Origin of the sequence: Streptomyces sp. NPDC017529 (assembly GCF_044329785.1) — a bacterium.
Taxonomy (GTDB): Bacteria; Actinomycetota; Actinomycetes; order Streptomycetales; family Streptomycetaceae; genus Streptomyces.
This window is the reverse complement of sequence record NZ_JBIRJY010000011.1, coordinates 144,540-166,779: the sequence shown is the minus strand read 5'-3', so window position 1 is coordinate 166,779 and position 22,240 is coordinate 144,540. Positions and strand designations below refer to the sequence as shown.

20 protein-coding genes and 1 pseudogene are annotated in these 22,240 nt (G+C 71.3%); 12 read left to right on the top strand and 9 right to left on the bottom strand.

What is annotated here, in order from left to right; genetic code table 11:
- The first annotated feature begins 161 nt into the window (after positions 1-161).
- The 3 genes from ACH4K4_RS26210 to dctA all read left to right on the top strand — a co-directional run bounded on the left by ACH4K4_RS26210 (position 162) and on the right by dctA (position 3,636).
- Complete coding sequence (locus ACH4K4_RS26210) at positions 162-1,067, top strand: LysR family transcriptional regulator (protein ID WP_398170518.1); 906 nt, start codon at positions 162-164, stop codon at positions 1,065-1,067.
- 57 nt (positions 1,068-1,124) lie between these two features.
- Complete coding sequence (locus ACH4K4_RS26205) at positions 1,125-2,183, top strand: tartrate dehydrogenase (protein ID WP_398170517.1); 1,059 nt, start codon at positions 1,125-1,127, stop codon at positions 2,181-2,183.
- A 76-nt stretch (positions 2,184-2,259) separates the two neighbouring features.
- Complete coding sequence (dctA, locus tag ACH4K4_RS26200; RefSeq protein WP_398170516.1) at positions 2,260-3,636, top strand: C4-dicarboxylate transporter DctA; 1,377 nt, start codon at positions 2,260-2,262, stop codon at positions 3,634-3,636.
- Here dctA and ACH4K4_RS26195 read toward each other — a convergent pair.
- Positions 3,633-4,601, bottom strand: a complete 969-nt coding sequence (locus ACH4K4_RS26195; RefSeq protein ID WP_398170514.1) for an SDR family NAD(P)-dependent oxidoreductase — start codon at positions 4,599-4,601, stop codon at positions 3,633-3,635. The two genes, dctA and ACH4K4_RS26195, sit on opposite strands and share 4 nt — an antisense overlap.
- A gap of 213 nt (positions 4,602-4,814) precedes the next feature.
- Here ACH4K4_RS26195 and ACH4K4_RS26190 point away from each other — a divergent pair, with 213 nt between their 5' ends.
- The 3 genes from ACH4K4_RS26190 to ACH4K4_RS26180 are packed head-to-tail and all read left to right on the top strand — an operon-like array spanning position 4,815 to position 7,254.
- Positions 4,815-5,618, top strand: coding sequence for an alpha/beta fold hydrolase (locus ACH4K4_RS26190; RefSeq protein WP_398170645.1), 804 nt, complete (start codon positions 4,815-4,817; stop codon positions 5,616-5,618).
- Positions 5,618-6,919, top strand: a complete 1,302-nt coding sequence (locus ACH4K4_RS26185; protein ID WP_398170513.1) for a PP2C family protein-serine/threonine phosphatase — start codon at positions 5,618-5,620, stop codon at positions 6,917-6,919. The genes ACH4K4_RS26190 and ACH4K4_RS26185 overlap by 1 nt, the downstream gene beginning before the upstream one ends.
- Positions 6,916-7,254: an STAS domain-containing protein gene (locus ACH4K4_RS26180; protein WP_398170512.1), complete on the top strand. Its 339-nt coding sequence runs from the start codon at positions 6,916-6,918 to the stop codon at positions 7,252-7,254. Before ACH4K4_RS26185 ends, ACH4K4_RS26180 begins: the two co-directional genes overlap by 4 nt.
- A 105-nt stretch (positions 7,255-7,359) precedes the next feature.
- Here the strand turns inward: ACH4K4_RS26180 and ACH4K4_RS26175 are convergent, their stop codons facing one another.
- A complete protein-coding gene (locus ACH4K4_RS26175) occupies positions 7,360-8,607 on the bottom strand; it encodes a serine hydrolase domain-containing protein (protein ID WP_398170511.1) in 1,248 nt (415 codons plus the stop codon).
- A 370-nt stretch (positions 8,608-8,977) separates the two neighbouring features.
- Between ACH4K4_RS26175 and ACH4K4_RS26170 the strand changes: the two genes are divergently transcribed.
- Positions 8,978-10,939, top strand: coding sequence for a hypothetical protein (locus ACH4K4_RS26170; protein ID WP_398170509.1), 1,962 nt, complete (start codon positions 8,978-8,980; stop codon positions 10,937-10,939).
- A gap of 295 nt (positions 10,940-11,234) precedes the next feature.
- Here the strand turns inward: ACH4K4_RS26170 and ACH4K4_RS26165 are convergent.
- Positions 11,235-11,465: pseudogene (locus tag ACH4K4_RS26165) on the bottom strand (3-oxoacyl-ACP reductase); the annotation flags it as partial.
- 308 nt (positions 11,466-11,773) lie between these two features.
- On the opposite strand from ACH4K4_RS26165, the gene ACH4K4_RS26160 reads away from it, so the two are divergent.
- Entirely contained in the window at positions 11,774-12,235 is a 462-nt protein-coding gene (locus ACH4K4_RS26160) for a pyridoxamine 5'-phosphate oxidase family protein (protein WP_398170507.1), read from the top strand.
- A gap of 91 nt (positions 12,236-12,326) precedes the next feature.
- Here ACH4K4_RS26160 and ACH4K4_RS26155 read toward each other — a convergent pair whose 3' ends face one another.
- Both ACH4K4_RS26155 and ACH4K4_RS26150 read right to left on the bottom strand, forming a co-directional pair.
- A complete protein-coding gene (locus ACH4K4_RS26155) occupies positions 12,327-12,641 on the bottom strand; it encodes a Rid family hydrolase (RefSeq protein WP_398170505.1) in 315 nt (104 codons plus the stop codon).
- 26 nt (positions 12,642-12,667) lie between these two features.
- On the bottom strand, positions 12,668-13,498 hold the full coding sequence (locus ACH4K4_RS26150) for a phytanoyl-CoA dioxygenase family protein (protein ID WP_398170503.1): 831 nt from the start codon (positions 13,496-13,498) through the stop codon (positions 12,668-12,670).
- Between the two features lie 100 nt (positions 13,499-13,598).
- Between ACH4K4_RS26150 and ACH4K4_RS26145 the strand changes: the two genes are divergently transcribed.
- A complete protein-coding gene (locus ACH4K4_RS26145) occupies positions 13,599-14,270 on the top strand; it encodes a TetR/AcrR family transcriptional regulator (RefSeq protein WP_398170501.1) in 672 nt (223 codons plus the stop codon).
- A gap of 53 nt (positions 14,271-14,323) precedes the next feature.
- Here the strand turns inward: ACH4K4_RS26145 and ACH4K4_RS26140 are convergent, their stop codons facing one another.
- Entirely contained in the window at positions 14,324-15,625 is a 1,302-nt protein-coding gene (locus tag ACH4K4_RS26140) for a flavin monoamine oxidase family protein (RefSeq protein ID WP_398170500.1), read from the bottom strand.
- A 249-nt stretch (positions 15,626-15,874) separates the two neighbouring features.
- On the opposite strand from ACH4K4_RS26140, the gene ACH4K4_RS26135 reads away from it, so the two are divergent.
- The 3 genes from ACH4K4_RS26135 to ACH4K4_RS26125 are packed head-to-tail and all read left to right on the top strand — an operon-like array spanning position 15,875 to position 19,478.
- A complete protein-coding gene (locus tag ACH4K4_RS26135; protein ID WP_398170498.1) occupies positions 15,875-17,296 on the top strand; it encodes a phenylacetate--CoA ligase family protein in 1,422 nt (473 codons plus the stop codon).
- A 44-nt stretch (positions 17,297-17,340) separates the two neighbouring features.
- Complete coding sequence (locus ACH4K4_RS26130) at positions 17,341-18,483, top strand: ThiF family adenylyltransferase (RefSeq protein ID WP_398170496.1); 1,143 nt, start codon at positions 17,341-17,343, stop codon at positions 18,481-18,483.
- A complete protein-coding gene (locus tag ACH4K4_RS26125; protein WP_398170494.1) occupies positions 18,480-19,478 on the top strand; it encodes a hypothetical protein in 999 nt (332 codons plus the stop codon). Before ACH4K4_RS26130 ends, ACH4K4_RS26125 begins: the two co-directional genes overlap by 4 nt.
- A gap of 153 nt (positions 19,479-19,631) precedes the next feature.
- Here the strand turns inward: ACH4K4_RS26125 and ACH4K4_RS26120 are convergent, their stop codons facing one another.
- Genes ACH4K4_RS26120 through ACH4K4_RS26110 form a run of 3 tightly spaced genes read right to left on the bottom strand, consistent with a single transcriptional unit; the run spans position 19,632 to position 22,232 of the window.
- Entirely contained in the window at positions 19,632-21,509 is a 1,878-nt protein-coding gene (locus tag ACH4K4_RS26120) for an ABC transporter ATP-binding protein (protein WP_398170492.1), read from the bottom strand.
- A gap of 4 nt (positions 21,510-21,513) precedes the next feature.
- Complete coding sequence (locus ACH4K4_RS26115; protein ID WP_398170490.1) at positions 21,514-21,930, bottom strand: lasso peptide biosynthesis B2 protein; 417 nt, start codon at positions 21,928-21,930, stop codon at positions 21,514-21,516.
- Between the two features lie 44 nt (positions 21,931-21,974).
- Positions 21,975-22,232 carry a lasso peptide biosynthesis PqqD family chaperone gene (locus ACH4K4_RS26110; RefSeq protein ID WP_398170488.1) on the bottom strand — a complete coding sequence of 86 codons (258 nt, stop codon included), beginning with the start codon at positions 22,230-22,232 and terminating at the stop codon, positions 21,975-21,977.
- Positions 22,233-22,240 lie beyond the last annotated feature (8 nt).

Sequence of the window (22,240 nt, the reverse complement as noted above, 5' to 3'; positions counted from 1 at the left end):
AAATGTCGGGGCCGGCCCCGAACGATGCGGCCAGTGTGAGACGCCAACTGGTCAACTTCGCTTACTGGTTGCTCGGCTCGGCTCGGCGTGAACGCCATGTCGGCGCGTGACGCGGGAGGGCTAGAAGGCGTCTTTCGGATTCCCCCGGCGAGAATCGGCGGATGGACATCCGGCAGCTGGAGTACTTCCTCGCGATCGTCGACCACGACGGGTTCAACCGGGCCGCGTCGGCCCTGTACGTCTCCCAGCCGTCGCTGTCCCAGGCGGTGCGGGCGCTGGAGCGCGACCTGGGCAGCGAGCTCTTCCACCGGATCGGGCGGCGGGCGGTGCTCACCGAGGCGGGCCGGGCGCTGATCGAGCCGGCTCGCGCCGCGGTCCGCAGTCTGGCGACCGCGCGGGCCGGTGTCGCCGCCGTGCACGAACTGCGTACGGGCCGGGTGGACGTGGCGGCGATGCCGTCGCAGGCGGTGGAGCCGCTGACCACGATGATCCGTGCTTTCAGCGGCCGCTACCCGGGGGTCTCGGTGGCCATCAAGGCGGCCTTCACCTCCCGTGACGTGGTCGACATGGTCCGCACGGGCGCCGTGGAACTCGGGCTGATGGCCACGGCGGGGCCGCTGCCGGACCGGGAGGTGGCGTCCCACCCCGCCGGGGAGCAGCGCTTCGTGCTGGTGACGCCCGCCGACGGGCCGTTCGCCGGCCGGCGGAGCGTGGCGTGCGAGGAGCTGGCGGGGCAGCGGCTGATCGTCGGGCAGCGCGGTACGGGGATGCGCGCGTACGTCGACGGTCTGCGCGAGCGTGGCATCGCGTTCACGATCGCGGCCGAGACCGAGCACCGGGTGGCCATTCTTCCCCTGGTGCTGGCCGGGGTGGGGCTGGCGGTGGTGACGGAGTCGTGGCGTGCGGTGGCGGAGCGCACCGGTGCCCGCGCGCTGGACATCGAGCCGAAGACCACGCTGAACATCGGGCTGGTGAGCCGCCGTACCGGGCTGTCCCCTGCCGCGCGGGCCTTCCTGGCCGCGGCCTTGCCCGAGAGCGCGGCCGCACCTGATAGGCGCTGCTTATAAGGCAGATCGCAACTGCGTCTTGGACGGGCCCGCGGGCCCGTTGCTGCAATCAGTCGCATGACGAACCACCGCATCGCCCTGATCCCCGGTGACGGCATCGGCGCCGAAGTGCTGCCCCCGGCGCGGCAGGTCCTCGACGCCGTCGGCCGCCGCCACGGCTTCGCCTTCTCGTACACCTCGTACGACGACTGGTCCTGCGAGCGCTATCTGCGCGAGGGCGCGATGATGCCGACGGACGGCCTGGAGCAGCTGCGCGACAAGGACGCCATCCTGCTCGGCGCGGTCGGCTTCCCCGGCGTGCCGGACCACGTGTCGCTGTGGGGGCTGCTGATACCGATCCGCCGCCGCTTCCGCCAGTACGTCAACCTGCGCCCGATCCGCGTCTTCGACGGGCTCGACAGCCCGGTGCGGGGCGCGGTGGCAGGGGAGGTCGACTTCGTCGTCGTACGGGAGAACGCCGAGGGCGAGTACAGCGAGATCGGCGGGCGCCTGCACCGCGGCTTCCCGGAAGAGGCGGCCGTGCAGGAGTCGGTGTTCACCCGGGCCGGGGTCACGCGGGTGCTGGACTACGCCTTCGGGCTGGCCGCGGCCCGCGGCGGCAGGCTCACCTCGGCCACCAAGTCGAACGGCATCGTGCACACCATGCCGTTCTGGGACGAGCTGGTCGCCGAACGCGGCTCCGCGCACCCGCAGGTGGCCTGGGACCAGGAGCACATCGACGCGCTGGCGGCGAAGTTCGTGCTGGATCCGGCCCGGTTCGACGTGGTGGTCGCCTCCAATCTCTTCGGGGACATCCTCAGCGACCTGGCCGCGGCCGTGGCCGGTTCGATCGGCATCGCGCCGGCCGCCAACCTCAATCCGGAGCGCGACTTCCCCTCGATGTTCGAGCCGGTGCACGGTTCGGCGCCGGACATCGCGGGCCGCGGCGTCGCCAATCCGCTGGGCGCGATCTGGTCCGCCGCGATGCTGCTCGACCACCTCGGCCACCGTGCGGCGGCCGGGGATGTCACCGGTGCCATCGCGGCGGTCCTCGCCAAGTCGGACGTCCGTACGCCCGATCTGGGCGGCACCGCCACCACCGCGGAGTTCACCGGCAAGCTCCTCGAACTCCTCTGAGCGGCCGCCCGCACCGCCTCGAACGGCCGTGGAGTCCCCGTCCGGCCGTGCCCCTCCCCCGACGAGGAGAAACGTCATGGCACCACCCGCGCCCGCCGCCCCGGCCCCGCCGCACGCCAGGCCCTGGAACCGGCAGCTCTACTTCTGGGTGCTGACCGCGATCGTGTCCGGCATCCTCACCGGCTGGCTGTGGCCGGCGGCGGGCGTCGCGCTGGGGCCGGTGGGCACCACGTTCGTGGCCGCCATCAAGATGCTCATCACGCCGATCGTCTTCCTGACCGTCGTGGCCGGCATCGGCAGCGTCGACAGCCTCGGCCGGGTCGGCCGGGTCGGCCTCAAGGCGCTCGCCTACTTCCAGGCGGGCACCCTGCTCGCCCTGCTCCTGGGCCTGCTCGCCGTCAACGTCTTCCAGCCCGGCGCCGGGGTGCACGCCCACCCCGGCGACCTGCGGCTGGAAGGGGACGCCGCCCAGTACGTCAAGGAGGGGGCGGACCGCAGCTGGTGGCACTTCCTCACCGATCTCGTGCCGACCAGCAGCGTCGGCGCCTTCGCCGAGGGCAACATCCTCCAGGTCATCTTCTTCTCGGTGCTGTTCGGCGTCGCCCTCAAGACCGTGGGGCCCACCGGCGAGCCGATCGCCGACGGCGTGACCCGGCTGAGCGCCGTGGTCTTCAAGATCCTGCACTACGTCATGCTGGCCGCGCCCATCGGCGCGTTCGGCGCGATGGCGTACACCATCGGCAAGTACGGCGTCTCCACCCTCACCAGCCTCGGACGGCTCGTCGGCCTCTTCTACGGCACGTCCCTGCTCTTCGTCGTCGTGATCCTCGGGGGCATCACCGCGCTCCTCGGTGTCAACATCTTCCGGCTGCTGCGCCACCTGCGCGAGGAGTTCCTGCTCGTCCTGGGCACGTCGTCCTCCGAGAGCGCCCTGCCCCGGCTCATGGGCAAGCTCGAAGGGCTGGGCGTCCGCCGCGACATCGTCGGCCTGACCGTACCGACCGGCTACTCCTTCAACCTCGACGGCAGCTCGATCTACCTCTCCCTGGCCGCCGTCTACATCGCCCAGGCCACCGACACGCCCCTCGGCATCGGCGGGCAACTCGGGCTGCTGGCCGTCATGCTCCTCACCTCGAAGGGTTCCGGCGGCATCACCGGCGCGGGTTTCATCGCCCTGGCCGCCACCCTGTCCACGGTCGGCACCGTTCCCGCCGCCGGGATCATGCTCATCTTCGGTATCGACAAGTTCATGTCCGAGTGCCGCGCGCTGACCAACCTCGCAGGCAACACCGTCGCCACCCTCGTCGTCGCCCGCTGGGAAGGCGTCCTGGACACGGCCCGCGTCAACCGCGTCCTGCGCACGGGACGCCCCGAGCCGGACGTACCGGAAGGTCCCGAGGCCCCTCGGAAGAGCGCCCCCGCGGACAGGCGCACCGACAGGCTGGCACGCTAGGCGAAGCCGGGGATCGGATCGCCGCCGGTCAGTTCGCGGCTGGCGTCCCACAGGCGCGCCGCGAGGCCGGTGTCGGCGAAGCGGCCCTTGACCGGCTCGGCCCGTGGCATTCCGCGCAGGCCGAAAACCCACGGCCCCCACAGCTGGCCCCCCGCCACCTCCGGGTCGAGGACGGCCCGCACGATGGGCCACGCGCCCGCGTCCTTGCCCTGGACCATCAGGCCGGCCGGCAGGCCGCGCAGTCGTTCGCCGGCGGTCCGCACGTGCACCGGCGGCCGCGCGGGGGTGAGGGAGTCCAGTGCGCCGCCGGGGTGGGCCACGACGCTGCGTACGGTGCTGCCGGCGGAGCGCAGGCGGCGGTCGAGTTCGAATCCGAAGAGCGTCTGCGCCAGCTTCGACCGGCCGTAGGTGCGTTTCGGCCGGTAGTCCCCGGTGGATTGGAGGTCGTCCAGGTCCAGCCGCTCGGACTTCGCCGCGAAGCTGCCGACGGTCACGACACGGCCGGCCGGCGCGGCGGCCAGCAGGGGCGCGAGCCACCGGGTCAGCGCGAAGTGGCCGAGGTGGTTGGTGCCGAACATCAGCTCGTTGCCGTCCTTCGTCTCGCGGCGCGGCGGGTCGTCGAGCGCCACACCGGCGTTGTTGACCACCGCGTCGAGCGGGGCCGGCCCCAGCGCGTCCACCGTGCCCTTCAGGGACGCCAGGTCGGCCAGGTCCAGCGGGACGTGGCGTACGTGGGCGCCGGGAACGCGGGCGCGGATGGCGTCCGCCGCGGCCCCGGCCTTCGTACGGTCGCGGCTGCCCAGTACGACCTGGGCCCCGGTTCCGGCGAGCTGTTCCGCGACGAAGTAGCCGATGCCCGCGTTGCCGCCGGTGACCAGGAACGTTTTTCCGTCGGCGCGCGGCAGCCGGTGGACGTCCCAGGGCCGGGCCCGGGGGTGGGCCTGCGGCCGTGCTTCCGGGGACATGGCGACTCCTTGATCTCGGGGACCGGACGGCGGGCGGTGCCGGGACGGCCCGGCCGGCCGCCCCGGTGCCGTCCCGTGTGCCAAGGTCGCAGCGCCCGCCGACACGCCACCGACGCGGCACCGACGCGCTTCGGCGGCCGGTTCCCGCCGGCCCCGGCGCCCGGTCGTCAGGGGCATGCCAGAACGGTCGGCGAAGATGCGAGGATGGCTGCCATGGACATCCTTCGCAGGAACAACGTCACGGTCACCGGCAACCCGGAGGGGCCGGCGGTGGTGCTGGCCCACGGGTTCGGCTGCGACCAGAACATGTGGCGTCTGACCGTGCCTGCCCTGACCGATGTCTACCGGGTGGTGCTGTTCGACTACGTCGGCTGCGGCCGCTCCGACCTCTCGGCCTTCCAGGAGGACCGGTACGCCTCCGTGAGCGGCTACGCCCAGGACGTGGTGGAGGTGGCCGAGGCCCTCGACCTGCGCGACGCGGCGTTCGTCGGGCACTCGGTGAGCGCCATGGTCGGTGTGCTCGCCGCCCGGCAGGCTCCGGAGCGGATCGGCTCCCTGGTGATGGTCGCCCCGTCGCCGTGCTACATCGACGACGACGGCTACCGCGGCGGGTTCAGCGCGGCGGACATCGACGAGCTGCTGGACTCGCTGGAGTCGAACTACCTGGGCTGGTCGGCCGCCATGGCGCCGACGATCATGGGAACCCCGGACCGGCCCGAACTGGGCGAGGAGCTGACCAACAGCTTCTGCGCCACCGACCCCGACATGGCCCGCGTCTTCGCCCGTACCACCTTCCTGTCCGACTGCCGCGACGACCTGAAGACGGTCGCCGTGCCGACGCTGGTGCTGGAGAGCGCGCAGGATGTGATCGCCCCGCGGGAGGTCGGCGCCTACGTGCACGCGCGGATCCCCGGCTCGACGCTGGTCACCCTGGACGCCACCGGGCACTGCCCGCACCTGTCCGCGCCCGAGGCCGTCAACCAGGCCGTCACCGCCTTCCTCGCGGGCCTGCGGTGATGTGCCGCACCGGACCGGAGGACCCCGACCCGCGCGAGACCGGAGGCGGCGGCGTCGCGAACGCCGCGTTCGCCGCCCTGCTGGAGGACAGCGCCGAGGAACTCTACGACTCCGCCCCGTGCGGCTATCTGTCCACGTTGATGGACGGCACCATCGCGAAGATCAACGCCACGCTCCTGGGCTGGCTCGGCCTGGCAAGGGACGCGGTGGTGGGGCGCATGCGCTTCACCGACCTGCTCACGGTGGGCGGCAAGCTCTACCACGAGACCCACTTCGCACCGCTGCTGCGCATGCAGGGCGAGGTCAACGGAATCGCGCTGGAGGTCGAGTGCGCGGACGGCACCCGGATGCCGGTGCTGGTCTCCTCGACCGTCAAGCGCGGTTCCGAGGGCGAGCCGCTGCTCGTCCGCACCACCCTCTTCGACGCCCGCGACCGCCGCGCCTACGAGGAGGAACTCCTGCGGCGCCGGCGGGAGGCGGAAGCGGCCCGCAAGCAGGCGGAGGCCGACCGCGCCCGGTTGCAGGAAGCGCTCGCCGTCCTCCAGCAGAGCCTGCTGCCCAGCGTGCTGCCCGACATCCCCGGCCTGGAGGTGGCCTCGTACTACCACACCGCCTCCCCCGACCGGCTCGGCGGCGACTTCTACGACCTGTTCGCCCTGGACGGCAAACGCTGGGCCTTCTTCCTCGGGGACGTGAGCGGCAAGGGGCCCCGCGCCGCCGCCCTGACGTCGCTGACCCGTCACACCCTGCGCGCCGCCGCACTGCACGACGCCGACCCGGTGACCACCCTGGCCACCCTGAACACGGTCCTGCACGAGCGGTACACCGGCGGCGACCCGCGCTACTGCACCGCCATCTTCGGCACCCTGGAACCCCACGCCGACAGCGGGCATGTCACCGTGCAGCTCGCCTCCGGCGGCCACCCGCCGGCCCTGGTCCTGCGCGCCGACGGTGCCTGCGACTACCTGCCCACCCCCGGCGGCCTGCTCGTCGGCATCCTGCCCGACCCGCACTTCGCCACCGCCACGACCACCCTCGCCCCGGGCGACTCCCTGCTGCTCTACACCGACGGCCTCACCGAGGCCCGCACCGGTCCCGACCGTGCCCTCTACGGGGACGAAGCCCTGCAGCAGTTCGCCGCCGGCCACACCGGCGCACCACCGCACGCCGTGATCCAGGCGCTGACCGAGCTGCTGGACAGCTTCGGCGACGGCCTGGACGACGACACCGCCCTGCTCGCCCTCGGCATACCCGCCGAGACCCGCCCGACCACCGACCCCGCGACGAACCACCACCGATGAGCCCGCTGAAGATCACCGCCCGAGACACCGCGACCGGACCCGTACTGGAGATCTCCGGCGACCTCGACTACGACCACGCCGACGAACTGCGCGCCTTCGTCGCCGGCCTCACCCTGGAGCCGGGCCGGCGCCTGGTCCTCGACCTGGCAGGGATGGAGTTCTGCGACTCCAGCGGCATCACCGCCCTGCTGGCGGCCCGCAACCACGCCTTGGCCGCGCGGGCGGACATCGCGCTCGCCGCCGTACCGGCCAACACCCTGCGGGTCCTGCGGTACGTCGGTCTCGACCAGGTCTTCCCGTGCCACACCGACAGCGAGAGCGCCACCGCGTCCTGAGACGCCTGCCCGGTGGCAGGACGAGCAGCGTTCATGGCCCTGGGCCGAACGGGAAGTGGCTGCCGGCACCCGGCCCTGCACACCGCCGCCCTGCCGACAGCCTGACTAATGCGGCCGCGCGATGCCGAAGGCAGGCTGCCTGCTGTACTTCTCCGGAGGCGTCGTACCGGGCGTCGTACCAGGCTTTGTGCCATGCTTCCCGCCGGGCTTCTTGCCGCAGAATTCCGCCTCCATGACGTCCTGGAAGAACTGCGCCGTCTGCAGTGTCAGCCAGTCACCGTTGATGTTGAAGGTGAGCAGGTGCCGGCCGCCCACGGTGCCGGAGGCGTGCGACAGGGAGCCGTTCAGGCTTCCGTCGTGGCCCCAGACCGTCTTCCCGCAGGACAGGTCGCGGCCCATGAGGCCGAGCCCGTAGTGGTCCATGAGGGCCCCTTCCGGTACGCGTACCGACTGGAGCATGGCCCGCATCTGTGCCGCGGGCAGCAGCTTCCCGCCCAGCAGCGCGGTCAGGAAACGGTTGATGTCCCCTGTGGTGGACACCAGGTCGGCGGAGCCCGCCCACATGGTGGTGTTGTACTCGGTCGCGTCGTGGACCTCGGCGTGCGGCTCCTGCACGCCGAGCGTGGAGTACGCGACGGGGTGCGGAGCGGGCAGCGTGGGGTCGGTGCCGGGGAAGGACGTCTCGCGCAGTTTCAGCGGGCGCAGGATGCGGCGCTCGATCTCGTCGCGGTAGGAGTGGCCGGTCACCGCTTCGACGACCATCCCGGCGACGAGGTAGTTGGTGTTGGAATACGCCCAGCCCTTGCCCGGTTCGAACAGCGGCCGGTGCCGCAGCGCGGCGCTCAGCACGTCCTCGGGGGCGAACGTGTCGTAACGGTGCTTGAGGAAGCCTTCGCCTCTGTAGAGCTTCAGCAGTTCCGGGTCGTCGCTGAAGCTGAACAGTCCGCTGGTCTGCTGGAGCAGTTGGCGTACGGATATCCGGCGGCCGTCGTTGCCGTTGCCGCGGATCACGCCCGGCAGCCACCGGTCCACGCTGTCGTCGAGAGCGAGCTTGCCCGCTGCCTCCAGTTGCAGGACGAGAGTGGCGAGGAACGTCTTGGTGATGCTGGCGGCCCGGAAGTGGTCGGCGGCGCTGCGCTCGCGTCCGGTGTCGAGGTCGGCGACCCCGGCCGTACCGCTCCACACGCCACCGCCGTCCCGGGCCTGGGCCGCCACACCGGGCATACCGGCCTCGGCCACCAACCGGTCCAGGGCTTCCTGCGTCAACTCGTGGTGCCCTGACGCCCGTTGCTCGGCGCCCGTAGCCCGCGCCGGACCGGTAAGGACGGTCACGCCGAGGACGATGGACGCCACCGTTCCCGCGTACACACGGAACCGGGCGCGACGGGTACGAGCACGATCGGTACGCACACATTCGGTACGGGCACGTTCGGTACGGCTCTGCATGCGCGGTCACCCTCCCCAACTGCGCGCGGCGCCCGGCAAAAGCGTCATCGCTCCGGCCGCATGAGCCGCGCGCGGCTCCTCAAGCACCAGCCGGCCGAGCATAATCGCCGCCTCGACGCGTGTCCCGCACGATGCGCAAAGGGGCGAAAAAAGGACCCCGCCGTGCGGCACTGACGGTGATCACCGGTCGCGTCATCACGGTGACCACACCACCGTTCACTCGTTTGATGGAGGGAAGCGACAACTCGCCGACAGCCTTTGGGAGGCACCTCGCCGCATGGTCACCTTCAAGAGCCGCCTCCCGAAGGGCAGTGAACGCACGACGGCGCTCGGCGACGCCGAGGCCGGCCTCGCCGAGCACTACACCGGCCTGGTCCGGCTCGCCTATCTCACACTGCCGCCCTCGCTCGGCAGGCACCGCCGAGTGCTGGTGGCCCACGGCCTGGTGCAGCGCGCCCTGCCCGGCTTCCGGCTGTGGCAGGCCGCCTTGCGAGTACCGGCCCAGCGGCCGGGACCGGAGCGCCACGGGCCGGTATGGGCGGTGCGGGAGCGCGTACTGCGTGCCGCGCTGGCGTACGAGCGGCGCCCCCGCTGGTGGCCGAAAAGCCTTCCGCCGCCGCGTGCGCTGCGGCCCACGCTGCCTGTGGTGTGGGGGCTGCGGCTCTTCCCGCGCGCAGGCGGCCGGGAGGAGATCGCGCTGGGGAAGGCGCTGTCCGGGGTGTCCGCCGACGTCCGTGCGGCCTTCGTCCTGTGCCGAGCGGACGGACTGCCCGAGGCACACGCCCTGGCGCTGCTCACCGCCGCGGGAGCGAGCCGCGCGGACCGGGTCGTCCGCCTCGCGCGCCAGTTGGACGCCCCCGCCGTCGAAGCAGCCAGGCCCCTGCTCCGCTCGGCCGAGTTCGACGCCTGCTCGGTACGGATCCGCCCCACGGACCTGCTGCGGCGCAGGCACCGCTTCCGCCTCGCCTGGGCCGTGGCGGCGGTGGTGGCGGTCGGCGCCGTGGTGCTGAGCGCCACCGGATCGGCGCCAGGGGCGAAGGCGCCGCACCCGACTGCCGGTGCCGGGGCGGTCTCCCCCGGCGACCTGGTGCGCACACCCCGGGACGAGTGGTTGGGCACCGCGCGGGTGGACTTCACCGCCTGGCCGCCCCGCGGCGAGCGCACCGGAGACCGCGGCCTGCTCGCCCGCGCGCTGGCCACCTGGGCGGCACCGCCCGCGGGCGCCCGTGTCACCCGTACGCCCGACACCGCGACGGACCCGCCGCGGCACGGCACCCGGCTGCTGTACGCGGGCGAGGTGGACGGCAAGGCCGTGGCGCTGTTCCACGACGGCCTGCGCGCCGTCCGGTACAGCGAACCCCTCTCCCCCGACGGCAGTTCAGCCCTCGACTTCGCCCGTGCCGACGACAGCGACGTGACGACGGCCGCCGCCCTGGTCGTCAGCCGCGGACGCGGCACGTCCCGCTACTTGACCGCCCCCTGGATCACCGGGGCACAGACACGCGACCTGCTGCGTCCCGGCGTTCCCGCGCACCCGCTACGCGTGTCGAAAGCCGGCGTCACCGAGCCCGCGCGCACCCCCGCGACCTCGGGCCTCTGCGGCTCTTGGCCCGCACTGCACCTGCATACTTCCACCCTCATCGCGGAGCGGCACACCTTCGTCGTCACCGACCTCGGCGGGCTCGCGCCGGCCCACCTCACCTACACCCCACCGCCCGGCAGGGACGCCACGGCGTGGCAGCCGCACGAGGTCACCGGCACGCCGGCACGGCTGAGCTGGGCTCGCGCGGCCTGCCGTCTCACGGAACTGCCCGGCGGCGTACGCACGGTCAGCATCTGGGACTTCGCCGAACAGAACCTGCCCGAGGGCGGCGGACACGCCGTGTGGTCCTGCGTACGGGCCGACACGTGGCGTGGCCCCGGTGACGTGAGCGTACGCTTCACCGCACCAGGAGCCGCGGCGCGGACCGTGGCCCGATCCCGCTCGACCGCGGCATGCAGCCGCTTCGGTCGGCACGTCCTGGCCGGCACCGGGTGGCGGGCGAGGTCCGGGCGCCACTACCTGCTGGCCGCGGGCGGCGGGGCGGTCACGGGGATCGAGGTGACGGGTGCGGTACGCGCTTCGGCCGGGGGCCGGACCCTCGCGGTACGGGCACCTGCGGACGCGCGGGTGCGGGTGGTTGCACGCCTGGCCGGGGGCGGGAAGGTGGCCGAGGTCGGAGATTCAGCGGAGGACTGAGACGCAGCCCTCCCCGCAGGAAGCCGCGTTGGCCCACGAGAACTGTTCACGTTCCGCGTCCGTGCAAGCTCTCCCGCGACGTCCTTCGGCGAAGACCTGGGAAGGGTGGACAGCGCGCAGCGCGGACGTCACGTCCAGCATGATCCAGTGTTCTTCGATCGCGATGAGCGGCATGGCCGCCTTCCTTCCGGTGTCCTGCGGAGGCGATCACTTCACGTGGCATCAGGTGACGCCTGGGCGGCGGACCGGCGTAGACCGCCGGCTGGGGCGTCCTCGTCAGGCCGCCCCGCATGGTGAGCGTGTACGGAGCGTCCGGCCCACCCAGAGCGGTGCGAATCCAGCCTGGTGCCAGGAGGGCGAAGGCGCGCTGTGTCTCGGCCTGCCGGGCTGCGAAGCCGCGCATGAACGTGTTCAGGGACGCTTTACTGCCGCGGTAGACCTCGCGGCCGGCGGTCGCGTTGTTCGTGATGCTGCCTTGCCCGGACGACATCGCGCCGATCAGCCCGTTGGGGGGCACGAGGTCTTCCATGCTGGGCAGTGCAGGCCCGCCCTTCCCCGAAGCCCCAGTCGTCACCCGCGATCCGGTTTCACGACGGACCGCATCGAATCCCTGGCCGCTCTGCACAGCATGGAGGTCTCACCTGTGCTGAAGCACGTCTAGCAGGCCGGCACGCTGCTGTCTGGCGATCGCCTCGTCGAGACACAACGTAAGCGAGCGGGAGAGCGTGTTGTTGTTGGCCGCCCCGAGCCAAGAGCCGAAGGGTTCGTCGGTCGCTGGGAGTAGGTCCTGCGCCCCAGGCGCGCTTCGCGCCTGCCTGGCTAGGGTCGGTTCTCATGGAGACCACGGCAATCGTTCGTCGCCAGACGGCGGAGCGTAAGCGCGACACTCTGGAGCGGCTCGTCACCGAGCGGGATGTATGGGTATCGACGGCTCACCCTGATCACGGACCGCACCAGGTGCCGCTGTGGTTCTTGTGGGATGGGCAAGCAGTGTGGATGTGCACCAGCGCCACTTCCGCGACCGCGCGGAACGTACGCAAAGAGCCGCGCGTGCGCCTGGCGCTACCGGACACCGTTGACGTGGTGCTCCTCCAGGGAGAGGCGGAGTGCTTCCCGGATCAAGAGGTGCCCGAAGGCGCAGCGGAGGCGTTCGCCGCCAAGTTCGGGTGGGATCCACGCGTGGAAGGGGATGCTTTTCTGTATGTACGCGTGATGCCGAGGACTGTGCGCGCTTGGCGCGGCGAGCCGGAACTCCGCGGGAGGGTCATCATGCGCGACGGGAAGTGGCTGGAGTAGCAGCCGTCCCTCCCCAACACAGCTCGGCCCCCGGTCGCCAACCTGGCAGACGGCCCACTCCCCGCGCCGCACGGTGGCGCTCGTCTGTCTGTCAGTCGACCGGTGAGCGGTCGGGGCGGCGGCTGCCGGTACTGGTGTCGATACTGGCGCCGGTGTGGTTGCCGCTGCCTGCCACGGCGACGGCGCAGATTTCGACCAGCAGTTCGGGCAGGGCCAGTTGGGTCACTCCGACCGCGGTCCACGACGGGTACGGGGCGGTGATGTACTCGTCCTTGACCCGGCTGAACGCTTCCGCGTCACCTCGGAGGTCGGTGTGGAACGTAGTCAGCTCGACGATGTCGTCCAGGCTCGCTCCCGCGGCCTCCAACACGGCGCCGGGAGGCGGGTTGATCGTGTGGCGCTTCATGTCGTCGGTCCTCCTCGCGGGCCTGGTCAGACGAGCTGCCGGAAGACGGGTGAGCGGAACGGGTCGCCCGCGTTCAGCTTCGCCATCTCCTCAATGAAGAGGACGCCGTTGCGGGCGAAGTGCCTGTTCTCCTCCGGGAGGGGGCGGAACGTCGCGTCGTCGCCGAAGAAGCGCAGGACCAGCGTGTGGCGTTCCGGGCACGTGGCGTCGACGTGCGCGCCGCCGTGCAGCGCGCGGGGGTGCAGTACGACGACATCGCCGGGCTCGGTCGCCCAGGAGAGCACGTCGTAGGTGTCGGGGTCGCGCGCGAGTTCGGCGTCTATGTCGGGCAGGCGCGGCAGGGCGCCGCCGCCGTGGAGGGGTTCGGTGGGATCGTCGGGGTTGGCGAAGGTGGTTCCGTCGTACTGGGTGCCGTGGTGGGAGCCGCGGACGATCTGCAGCGAGTTCGCTTTCGGGAGTGTCTGGAAGCTGATCCAGGCGTTGGCCCAGTGTTCGCCGGCCCAGGGCAGGTACGCGGTGTCCTGGTGCCAGGCGGTGCGTGCGCCGCGTCCGCCGGCCTTGAGGAATATTTCCTCGGCGAAGTACCAGACGTGCCGGGAGTCCCACAGGTCGGCGAACAGCCGGCCGAACGGCAGCGACGGGACCATCGCGTCCAGTCGGGACTTGGCGAGCGGGTTGGCGTTGTCGACGTGGGACTGCTGCTCGGTTCCGTTGAACATCCGCGACGCGTTGGGCCCGGGGTGCTCGACGGCCCACTGGTACGCCTCTTGGCACCGCGCCAACTGCGCCGCGTCGAGACAGTCCTTCATGAGGACGGCGCCGTCGTTGCGGAATGTTTCCCTCGCTGACTCCTGCATGGGGCTTTCCCTCCCGTAGGTCAGGTGGTGGCAGCACCGTAACGAGCCGTCAGCGTTTTACACAACAGTTGTTACGTTAATTGTGTGGCAGAATCACAGGGTGTCCGACAACCCGACCCGACAAGCGAACGACGACGGCGGCACCGGCGCGCCCGTACGGCGTGGCCGCCCGACCGGCGACCGCGCGGCGAAACGGGCCGAGCTGCTGAAGGCGGCGGCCTCGGTGATCGCCCAGGAGGGCTACGCCAACACCTCGCTGCGCAAGGTGGCCCACCGCGCGGGGTGTACGACCGGGGCGGTGACGTACTACTTCGCGAACAAGGAGGAGCTGGTCACCGCGTTGGCCGAGAGCCGGTTCGACAGCTTCGACGCCACGCTCGCGGCCGGCCGGGATCAGCCCGACATCAGAACCCTCCTGGAACGGTGGCTGTTGCGGACCACCGACGATCCCGAGTTCTGGCCCGTGATGTCCCAACTGCTCGTCCACGCACACTACGAACCGGCCTTCGCCGCCGTCATCGAGCGGCGTTACGCCCGCCACCGCGGCGAGCTGGCCACGCTCCTCGCGGCCGGGCAGACGCAGGGGACCATCCGCGACGACATTCCCGCCGACCTGCTCGCCGACCAGCTCGGCGCCATCGGCGACGGCTGGATGATGATGTTCCCCATCGAGCCCGCGAGGTTCACGGCGAGCCGGGTCCAGGCCCTTCTCGACACCGCCATCACCCTGATCGCCCCGCCCCCGGGCGCGCGCCGCAGCTCCGACTCGTAAGGGACGGGCACGGGCCGGCCGCGACCGGTCCGTGCCCACGCGAACGGACACGGTCAGGCGCCCCCGCCGCCCAGGGCGCGAGCGATGTCCCGGGCCGCCTCGACTCCGGTCTCGATGGCGCCGTCGATGCCGCCGACGCCGATAGCGGCGATGTCGCCGCCGGCGAAGCGGATGCGTCCGTGGGGCTCGCGCATGCGGGGTGCGGCCCGGGTCAGGTTCCCCGGCCGGTGATGCGCCCAGGCGCCGCGGGAGAACGGATCGGTCACCCAGTCGTGGCAAGCGGTGTCGACCACTTCGATGCCGGGGACGAAGGCCCGCAGGGCGTCTTGCACCGCCGCGTGGTCATCGCCGTCGATTGCCGAGGCGTCGGAGCAGAAGCACACGACGAGGGTGTCGCCGTCGTGGCGGTATTCCGTCCTGGCGGCGTTGACGGGGTGCTTGCCGACCGGGGCACCGGCGGCGAAGGGCGGTATCCCGCCCCGGACCCGCACCCAGAGCTTGAGCGCCTTCACCGGGTGCTTCTGCTCGATCATGGTGCGCACCGGCCGGGCGAGGGCAGGGGTGACGGTCACCTCGCCCAGGGTGTTGAGCGGGAGTGCGACGACAGCGTGCCGTGCGCGGATGCGGCCGCGCTCCCGGGTGGTCACGGTGACCCCGGAACCGTCGTCCTCGACCGCCGCCACCGGTGTGGACAGCCGCAGTTCGGCCTTCGACTCGCCGGTGATCGCGTCGAGCAGCCGCTTGGTCCCGCCCTCGATCGGCCGGCTGCCGGCGGTTTCGAAGAACGCGCCCCAGTCGCCGAAGGTCGTCGCGGCCCACAGGAGGAACTGGGCGATGCCCTGTTCGCTGTAGGAGTGGACCATCGACGCCAGCGCTCCATCGAGTACGTCCCGGTCGTACGCGGAGAGGTTGAGCGCGTCGAGCCGGTCCCCGAGTGTCTCCTTCTCGATCGCGCCGGTGTCGGCAGCGGTGAGGTCGAACGGCTGCGGGAACCGCGCCCGCGCGTCGTGCAGGCAACGGGTGACCAGCGGGCCGCAGAGGCTCGCGTACTCGGCCGCGGTTCCCGAGTGCACGGCGCCGTCGGCGAGCCAGTAGGCCTTCTCGATTTCCATCGGTGCGGACAGGCCGATGCCGTAGCGCCTGAGTTCGCGCCAGACGTAGGGCTGGGTCCAGTGTGCGTACGCCCCGCCGAACTCCACCGGGCGGCCGAACGCCTCGCCCGTGTAGGTCCGGCCGCCGATCCTGTCGCGCGCTTCGCACAGCACCACCGAGTGGCCCTCGGCGCTGAGATCCCGGGCTGCGACCACACCGGCGAAGCCGGCTCCGACCACTGCGACGTCATACACGTTGATCACGGCTTCCTGTCCTGAGTACTGAGGATGGCGGCACCGTACCGAGCACCATGAATTCACGCAACGACCGTTACGTTAAATACGGCCACACCTCTGCCCGCGGACACGACAGCCACTGGACTGTGCGGGACGACCACGGCCTGGGCCGTTGTGTCGCAGCCGGCCGCGCGCGTCACCCGCCTGGCACCTCGCATGTGGCCGGCCCCTGGGTCTGGGCATAACGTCGTGGCCAGCAAGAAAAGCGGGGCTTTGATGTCTGTCCTGACCACTACGGCCGACAGTGACTGGCCACTGCAGCTCTTCCGCCGGGCGTCGGTGTCCGTACCGGCGTACGCGAGCTTTCTGCGCAGCCGCGACTGCGACCCGGCCATGGTGGTGGAAGCCGCCGACTTCGGTCGCGTCCCGCTCACGTCCAAGGAGAACTACCTGCGGTCGGCTCCGCTGGCCGATCTGATGTGGCACGGCAGCCTCGGCGGTACCCGCCTGGTGGCGTCCAGTTCGGGATCGAGCGGCACCCCGTTCTACTGGCCCCAGGACGAGGACAGCCTGCGGGAAGCCGCCCACCTCAACGCACGTGTGTTTGACACCTTCGACTGCCGTTCCCGGTCCACCCTGTGCGTCATCTCCTTCTTCATGGGCACGCACGTGGCAGGCATCTATCAGCTTCAGGCAGCACTGTGTCTGGCACAGCGGGGCTACCGGCTCACAGCGATCTGTCCGGGCATCGACGTCGAGGAGAATGTGCGGGTCCTGCGGGACGTCGCTCCCGGTTTCGACCAGACAGTGGTCATGGGCTACCCGCCTCTCGTCAAGGATGTCCTGGCCGCTGCCTCCGCCGCCAACGTGCCCCTGGAGCCGCTCGGACTCCGCCTGGTGTTCTCGGGTGAGAGCTTTTCCGAAGGCTGGCGCGACAGCGTCCACCAGGCGGCACGAGCCACCGATCCCCTCAGCAGTTCCCTGGGGATCTACGGTTCGGCGGACACCGGGATCATCGGCGTCGAGTCCCCGCTGACCGTGCACGTCCGGCGCGCCGCGGCAAAGGATCCGAAGCTGTGCGAGGCACTGTTCCCCGACGCCGGCGCACTGCCCACGCTAGTGGAGTTCGATCCGCGGTACCGCCACATCGAGGACGTCCACGGGGACCTCGTCCTCAGCACAGGCAGCGGTCTGCCGTTGGTCCGCTACCGCATCGGTGACGCGGGCCGGGTGCTGTCGATGACGACGTTGGCCGAGGCGATGGCCCGGTGTGGTCACCACGTGCCCGCGCATCTGGCCGAGCGCTCGACAGGGCACTTCGTCGCGCTGTACGGGCGCATGGATGTCGTATGCACCTTCTACGCGGTCAACATCTACCCGGACAACATCAAAGGCGCGCTGGAGCGGCCCGACCTGGTGTCCAGGACATCCGGAAGGTTCGTCCTCGGCAAGGAGGCCGCGGAAAGCGGCGGGCAGTTCCTGCGCCTGCGGGTCGAGCTGGCACCGGACACCGCGCTGAGCCCGCCGTTGCGGCAACGCATCGAGCGGGCTGTCGGTGAATCGCTGCGGACGACCAACGCGGAATACCGGAAGTTGGAGGAAGCGATGCCTGGCCGGCGTCTCCTGGATGTGGTCGCGCTCCCGCACGGCGATCCGGTCTTCGTGCGCACAGGCAAGGGCCGGCGGGTCGTCCCGTGAGGCGCCGCTCCGTGGGGTCGCCGGCGGGCGTTCGCCTGTACGACATGTCGCGCCGCCAGGACGTCGCGGCCTTTGCGGGGTTGCGGGCCTGCGGGGAACCGATGCACGAGGTGGACACCCTCCCCTGCATCATCGAGGAGCTCTTCCGCGTCGAGTTCCCCTTCCTCTCCGTCGACTCCCCGTGGTATCAGGTCACCTACCGGCGCTACCTGGCCTCCAAGTGGAACGACGGCGACCTGCGCCGCGCCGGCGTGTGGGCCTACTTCCCGTGGCGGCGCACGGCCGTCCATCTGCCGGACGAGACGACGTTCTTGCGGCTGCGCACTGCACGTAACCGCGACCTGATCACACACCAGGAACAACAGCGCTATCACGCCGCCCGGGTGGGGGTGGCCGGACTGAGCGTAGGCATGTCTGCGGTCATGACACTGGTCGGTACGGGAGGCGCGGGCCGGCTGCGCATCGCCGATCCGGACACCCTCGCGCTCACGAATCTCAACAGGGTGACGGCCTCGGTATGCCACCTCGGCCTGCCCAAGACCGCGGTCTGTGCCGAGCGCGTGTGGGAACTCAACCCCTTCCAGCACATCGAGCTGTTCAACGACCTGTCGGAACGGACCTTCGAGGAGTTCTTCGGCCGTGGCGCCGACAGCCTTGACCTGCTCATCGAGGAGACGGACGACCTGCGGGTGAAAGCCTTCGCCCGCTTCGCCGCCCGCTCCCGGAAGGTGCCGGTCGTCATGGCGACCGACAACGGGGACAACGTCCTCGTGGACGTGGAGCGCTACGACCTGGAACCGGAGCGTCCGTTGTTCCACGGAGCGGTGGACCAAGCCCGGCTACGCCGGCTGCCCGAGCACCTCACGGATGCCGAACGCATCACTCTGGCCGACGCGCTGGTGGGGCCGGAGGTGACCGCACGGATGAAATTGTCGCTGCTGCAAGTGGGTACGCGCCTCGTCAGTTGGCCGCAACTCGGCACTGCAGCCGGACTCGCCGGTGCCGCGCTGGCCTACACGGCCCGGCGGATCCTCACCGGCCGCCCGATGCCGTCCGGCCGGTACGCGGTGGATCTGGACGCGGCCCTGGACGTCGGCCACCATGCCCCGCAAGCGGTGGCCGAGCGCGAACGCGTCGACGCCGAGTACACCGTGAGTATGCGGGCGCTGTTCGGGGAGGCGCCGTGACACGGGAGCCGGGCCGGTATCCCGCGGACGGGTCCCTCCGGGACAAAGTGCGCTTCCTGGCGCAGGTCGCGGGCCGCGCGCCTTCGGCCCACAACGCGCAGCCCTGGGCCTGCGAGCTCACCGGGAACGCGCTCCGCATCGGCCGTCATGACGCCTGTGCGCTGGACGCCGGCGACCCGACCCGGCGTCAGACGGCGCTTTCCCTCGCCATGTACGTCGAGGCATTCGTGGTGGCGGCGTACCGCTGGGGCATTCACGCCCGCGTGACGTGCACGGCACAGGTTCCCGGCGACCGCACCTTGGCGGTACTGCATCTCACCGAAAGCTCCCCGGCCGGGGACTCCGCCCTGTATCGGGCGATCTGGCAACGACACACCGAACGGGGGCCCTACGCGCCGCTGGCCGAGCCCCCCTGGCTGGACTCCACTGCCCTGCCGGACACCGGAGCCGATACCCAGCTCTTCCCGATCACCGACCCGAAAGCGGTGGAGAGGATCGGCGTGCTCGCGGGAACCGGCCTCGCCACCGCTCTGTCCCTGCCCGCCCTCCGCCGCGAGCTCGCCGGGCTGGTGCACTGGCACGGGGAGCCCGCCCGCAACGGGATGGCCGCGGAAGCCCTGCTCCCCGGCACCGAACGACACGACATGCCCGCCTCCCAGTGGTTCCTGGAACACGCGGACCCCACTCGGGCAGCTGAGGCCGTACGCACCGTCTACGCGACAGGGCCGGGACTGGTCGTGGTCGTCGCGACAAGGGCCGACGACCCGATGGCCTGGTGCGACGCGGGCCGCGCCGCCTACCACGTTCTGCTGCGCGCGGCAGCCGAGGGACTGGCACACGACATCCAGGCCGGGCCAGTGGAGATACCCGCATTGGCAGTGCGGCTCGCGGCCGAGCTGGAACCCGGATGGCGACCACAGATCCTCCTACGGATCGGGCGCCCCCTCGCCCCTCAGCGCATCCGCTCCGTGCGCAGAACCGTCACGCTGGACTGACACATCACCTGCCGTGACGACGAGACCCGACCATGACGAACGCGCCTACGCCCAAGGCCCTCCGGCCAACCGTCCGCTCGCCTTGATCACCGGCGGGGGGCTCCTGACGAGCAACGGCGGCCTCGCGTAGGCACCACCCGGAGGGCCGTGACGTCAACGGAAGGCGATCAGTTGTGTGCTCGCCAATTCGGCGTACAGGGAGTCGCGTGCCATCAGTTCGGCGTGGGTTCCCCGTGCCCGTACCCGGCCGGCTTCCATGACCAGGATGCGGTCCGCGGTGGTCACGGTGGACAGGCGGTGCGCGACGACCAGGACGGTGGTGCGGCGTGCGGTGTCCGTGATGGTCTCACGCAGGGCGGCCTCGTTGGCCGCGTCGAGCTGAGAGGTGGCCTCGTCGAGCAGGAGCAGCCGAGGCCGCCGGAGCAAGGCACGGGCGATCGCCACCCGCTGCCGCTCGCCGCCGGAGAGCCGGCTGCCGCGGTGGCCGACCTGGGTGTCCAGGCCGTGCGGCAGGCGGCCCGTCATGGTGTCGAGCCGGGCCAGGCGCAGGACTTGGGCGATCTGTTCGTCGGTGGCGTCGGCTGCGCCCAGCGTCAGGTTGTCGCGCAAGGTTCCGGCGAGGACGGTCGGGTCCTGTTCGACGTAGCCGATGGCGGCGCGGAGCCGGGCGAGAGGCCACCGGCGTACGTCCCTGCCGTCCAGCAGTACGCGGCCGGCGTCCGGTTCGTAGAAGCGCTCGATGAGGGCGAAGACGGTGGTCTTGCCCGCGCCGGACGGCCCGACGATCGCGGTCATGCCGCCGGCGGGGACGGTGAAGGAGACATGGCGGTGGACTGGGGGGAGGCCGGGGCGGTAGGTGAAGTGCACCTGTTGGAAGGCCACGGCGGCAGGGTGCCGATGCCGTTCGTGCGAGCCGGGGGCCTGCTCCGGGGCCGGGGCCGTCTCGTCGCCGTCTCCTTCCGGACGATCCGGTTCCGTACTTTCCGCCTCTTCGACCTCCAGTGCCTCGGCTTCCCGCAGACGTACGGCGGCGGCTGCACCGATCTGCAACTGCCCTACTCCTTCGACCAGTTGGCCGACCCTGGGAGCGAGCGCGAAGAGGTAGAGCAGGAAGGCGACAAGGGTGGAGACGCCGATGGAACCGGAGGTCACGCGCGCGCCGCCGACGCCGAGCACCGCCAGGAAACAGGCTTGGAGGACGACGGCCGACAGAGTGGTGGACACCGCCTCCCACGCGGCGGCGCGGACGCCCGCACGGCGGGCGTACTCGGCCGCACGGTGCAGCGCCGCGGTCTCCCGCTGTTCGGCGCCCGCCGCCTTGACGGTGCGCAAGGCACCCAGTGTCCGTTCGAGACCGGCCCCCATGCGGCCGACGGCTTCCTGCGTGTGCCGGGTGGCCCGGCCGATGTGCGGGGTCACCAGGATGACGACGAGGCCGACGAAGGCGACCACGGTGAGGGTGACGCAGAGCAGGACAGCGTCCAGCAGCCCCATCATCACGACGGTCGCCACGGTGATCAGGGTGCCGGTGACCGCGGCTGACGCGGCCTGGGGGGCGGTGCGCCGCAACAGTGCGGTGTCCGAGGTGACGCGCGCGATCAGATCGCCCGGCTCGGTGTGTTCGATCACTGGTACGCGCAGGCGTGGCAGGCGGTGGGTCAGCCTGCGCCGGGCGGTGCAGACGACGGACTCGGCGGAGCAGTCGAGCACGTAGTGGCCCAGGCCCGCGAGAAGCCCGCCGGCCAGCACCAGCGTGCTGAGGAGTACTACGGAGCCGACCGCCGGCTGCCCTTGGCCGACGGAGTCCATCACGTGCTTGGCCGCCATCGGCTGGGCCAGCCCCAGGAGGCTGCCCAGCAGACCGAGCGCGATCCCGGCGAGCAGGCGTCCGCGTTGCGGCCGGAGCAGGCCGGCGAGCGCCCGCAGGCCGGGCCAGACAGGGCTGGGGGCGGCACGACGGCCGGCCGGCTGCTCCGGTGGGGGCGCCTGGTCGTCGTTACGGGCGGTTTCGGTCGGGGGCGCCGAGGTCACGGCCTCACTCCACGACGAAGAAGCGCTGGAAGTAGGAGGCCGGCACGTGCTCACCGACGAGTTCTCCCTCCGCTTCCACCCAGGCATGTGCGGCGAACGGCGGGCGGGCGCGAACTCCTACGCACCAGGCGGGCCACTGCCCGTGGAGACGGCACAGCAGCACCGTGGCCAGGGACCGGGGCAGGCACCCCTTGCTCCCCCCGGCGGCCAGGCTCACGGCCAGCACCGTTTGCCTGGCACGGGCGGCCTCGGCGAGCGTGGCGGGCTTCGCCCCGCGCCGCAACCAGCCCAGTACGACGCGGATACGGCCAGGCGGCAGCGTGGCCAGCACATGGGCACAGCCCACCACCACCCGAGCCGTGAGGCGGCGGGCCAAGGGGATGGAGCGAGGGCGGTAAGGGACGGCTTCCGGCGTCGACATTGCGTACCTCTTCCCTGGGGCCGGCTGCCTGCCTGGCGCGGCGGTTACGGTGCGATGAGGCCCGCGGAACGCAGGTCGTCGATGATGCGGATGACGTCTTGGGTGGCCAGGTCGGTGTCGACGCCCTCGTACTGCCCGGTCAGTGCCTCCACCGCCTGGTCGATGCCGCGGCCGTCCAGCAGGGTCTGGAGGACGTCTGCTGCCGTGGGGTTGAGCGTCCAGTACTCGGCGCTCTTCTGGTCGAGCAGCGCCATGCCGTACTCGGTCTCGGTGAGCAGAACACCGGGTTTCAGCGCGTACATCGCCGTCA